This is a genomic window from Mycolicibacter senuensis (assembly GCF_003284925.1).
Taxonomy (GTDB): Bacteria; Actinomycetota; Actinomycetes; order Mycobacteriales; family Mycobacteriaceae; genus Mycobacterium; species Mycobacterium algericum_A.
Genome location: NZ_QMEX01000239.1, coordinates 1 through 3,134 on the forward strand (window position 1 = coordinate 1; position 3,134 = coordinate 3,134).

Annotated in this window: 3 protein-coding genes; all 3 read left to right on the forward strand. The window is 65.7% G+C overall.

Features of this window, described 5'->3' with window-relative positions:
- Window positions 1-148 precede the first annotated feature (148 nt).
- The gene (locus tag DQP56_RS23440; protein WP_112689450.1) at window positions 149-919 is read left to right on the forward strand and encodes an emopamil-binding protein; all 771 of its coding nucleotides are present in this window, start codon (window positions 149-151) and stop codon (window positions 917-919) included.
- A gap of 83 nt (window positions 920-1,002) precedes the next feature.
- Window positions 1,003-1,920 (forward strand): LLM class F420-dependent oxidoreductase, encoded by a 918-nt coding sequence (locus DQP56_RS23445; RefSeq protein ID WP_112689452.1) that lies wholly within the window; start codon window positions 1,003-1,005, stop codon window positions 1,918-1,920.
- A gap of 509 nt (window positions 1,921-2,429) precedes the next feature.
- On the forward strand, window positions 2,430-3,134 hold a 705-nt coding region (locus DQP56_RS23450), incomplete at its 3' end, for a PPE family protein (RefSeq protein WP_133259023.1).

Sequence of the window (3,134 nt, forward strand, 5' to 3'; positions counted from 1 at the left end):
TGCCGGGGGCACCATCTGACCAGCAGGAACACGAACGCGCGCGAAGCACCGGTTTCGTCGCCGCCCGTCAAAACAAGCCTTTCACCAGCACGCCAAGATAGGCTGCCCCCAATGACAAGTAGTTGAGACTGTGCCGCGAGGGGCGACGATGACTGCCGTGCACGAACACGAGACCGATTTCGCCCGGCCCTGGGCCCCGCACCGGCTACGCCTCTATACCGGCACCGCCCTGTTCGTCCTGGGCATGTTCGTGCTGCTGACCATCGCGGTGAGTCTGCGCATCATCCCCGCCAGCTTCTCGGTGGACGTGATCGCCAACATGATCTTCGGGATCCCGGTAATGCTGCTGCCGTTCGTGATTCTGTGGGACGCGCCGGGCGAGCAGCGCACCCGACTGGACCGGGCTGCCGAGCTCACGTTGTTCTACATCCCGTTCACCGCGGCCAGCCAGATCGGCTACGAGCTGATGTTCTTAGTCGGTCAGCCACTGGGCTGGTGGGCGCCTACCGACGATCCGGGCTTCAAGTGGCTGTGGTGGCAATACGGTCTGGCCGACACCCGCTACGTCAGCGGCAATCCGTGGGTGTTCGCTCTCGAAGTGGTCGGGGTCAGCACCGGCATCACCGTCTTCGTGATGTGGACCAGGCTGCTGCGCTCCACGCTGCCGCTGGAGTCGCGTATCCGCTGCCTGTGGGTGGTGGCAGTCGGCATCTCCGTGTTGATGAGCAGTACCGCGGTCTACTTCCTCAGTGAGGTGGGCGCGGGGTTCGCCGACATCGGGCAAGGCAGCTGGGGCTTCTGGTTCAAGTTCATCGGCGAGAACGTGCCCTTCATCGTGCTGCCGCCCCTGGTGATCTATGCGACCTATCTGCAGATCGACCACCTGACCAGACGCGCAGGCGTGCGAGACCGCGGTTAGCGGGCGCCTGCGACGGCCTGCCGCACTTCGCGCCCAGCGAAAATTCACCCGAAGAAGCCCCCGCGACCCCTAGGGTCAAATGAATGACGATTCGCCTTGGCTTCCAGATCCCCGATTTCTCTTACGGCACCGACGTTTCAAAGCTGTTCCCGACCGTCATCGCCCAGGCCCAGGAGGCCGAGGCCGCCGGGTTCGACGCGGTGTTCCTAATGGACCACTTCTACCAACTGCCCATGCTGGGCTCCCCCGACCAGCCGATGCTCGAGGCCTACACGGCGTTGGGTGCGCTGGCGACCGCGACCGAAAGCGTCCAGCTGGGCACGCTGGTCACCGGCAACACCTACCGCAACCCGGCGCTGTTGGCCAAGATCATCACCACCCTGGACGTCGTGAGCTCCGGACGGGCGGTGCTGGGGATCGGCACCGGATGGTTCGAGCTCGAACACGACCAGTTGGGTTTCGAGTTCGGTACCTTCACCGACCGGTTCAACCGGCTCGACGAGGCGCTGGAAATCATCTTGCCGATGATCAAGGGCGAACGGCCGACCTTCGAGGGCAAGTGGTACCGCGCCCGCGAGGCGATGGCCGAACCGCGCTTCCGCGACCACATTCCGCTGCTGATCGGCGGAAGCGGCGAGAAGAAGACCATTCCGCTGGCGGCTCGCCACTTCGACCACCTCAACATCATCGCCGGCTTCGACGAGCTGCCCGCGAAAATGGCTGCGGTGCAGCGCAGCTGCGAGGCGATCGGCCGCGACCCGGCCACCCTGGAGACCACCATGTTGCTCACCGCGCTGGCCAGCCAGAACGTCAGCGCCGACCAGATTCCGGACGCGATGAGCCAGCGGATGGTGGCCGGCAGCCCCGAGTCGATCGCCGAGCAGATCAAGACCAAGGTGCTCGATGCCGGCGTCGGCGGGGTAACCATGAACATTCCCGGCTACACGCCCGGCGTGATCGCTGACGTCGGCGCCGCGTTGCGCACGGTGTTCGACGGCTAGCGGGCCGCCGGGCCCGCCCGGCCAGTGAACACCCGGATCAGTGCGGCGCTCATCGGCCACACAGGCTTTTTCGCAGGCTGATTTTTAAACCCGCGGCGGCACGCCAGACGGGCGTGCCCACGCGGGAGCTGACCAGAATCCACCGCATCCATGCAGGTAGCAGTGTCTTTGTTGACCTGGCACAGCAACTCGGCGATGACGCCGCGCAGGCCGGTGCGGCCGTCTTGTCGTGGCACGCGCCTGAGTGCCGGGCGGGATTTCGCGCAGCCCGCGTCTAACGTCGTGACTAACCCAGAAAAGCACTACCGAAAAGCGAGCAGCCGATTCCCATGACAACACCGTTGGAATGCGAAATCCGGGCCGCCGGCGGAACCAGGCGATGTCGCCGGGTGCATGACCGCCACGAATCAATTCGGTAGGCCACAGCCTCTTTTCGGCTGATCCTTCACACCTCGCCTGCCGATCACCGGCTGCGCATCACGCGATGCGATCGAGGAAAGGCTTTACTGATGCTGGATTTCGGGATTCTGCCGCCCGAGGTCATCTCGACCCAGATGTATACCGGACCCGGTTCCGGACCACTGCTGGCGTCGGCGGCTGCCTGGGATGCGTTGAGCGGACAACTGAATGCGTTCGCGCTGGGCTACTCGACCACGCTCACTGGACTACAGGATGAGGGGTGGACGGGTGCCTCCTCCCAGGCGATGCTCGCCGCCGCCTCGCCCTACATCGCCTGGGTGAGCCAGACCGCAACGCAAGCCGAGCAAGCCGCCGCCCAGTCACGCGCCGCCGCAGCCGCCTACGAATCAGCCCGCGCGGCAACGGTTCCGCCGACAGTAGTCGCCACCAACCGCACACAGCTGGCAAATCTGGTGGCCACCAACATCTTCGGGCAGAACACCGCGTTGATCTCAGCCCTGGAAACCGCCTACGCCCAGATGTGGGCGCAAGACGCCGCGGCCATGCACGGCTACGCCACCACCGCCTACACCGCCACCCAGCTGACACCGTTCCAGGAGCCGCCGCAGACCACCAACTCCGCCGCGGCCACCAGCCAGGCACTGGCACCTGCGACCGCCCTGGCCAACGCCGCGGCCTCGCAGGGCAGCCAGTCGGCGGCCGACAGCGTGATCGACGGCGCGAGCACCTTCAACACGCTCAGCGGCCCGGTCGGTTTCGCCACCGCCATGAGCCGCACCGTGACCAACGCGGGC

Bases quoted from the DNA above. Each gene is read 5' to 3' on its own strand.
- DQP56_RS23440 (WP_112689450.1), top strand. From the start codon at position 149: ATGACTGCCGTGCACGAACACGAGACCGATTTCGCCCGGCCCTGGGCC.
- DQP56_RS23445 (WP_112689452.1), top strand. From the start codon at position 1,003: ATGACGATTCGCCTTGGCTTCCAGATCCCCGATTTCTCTTACGGCACC.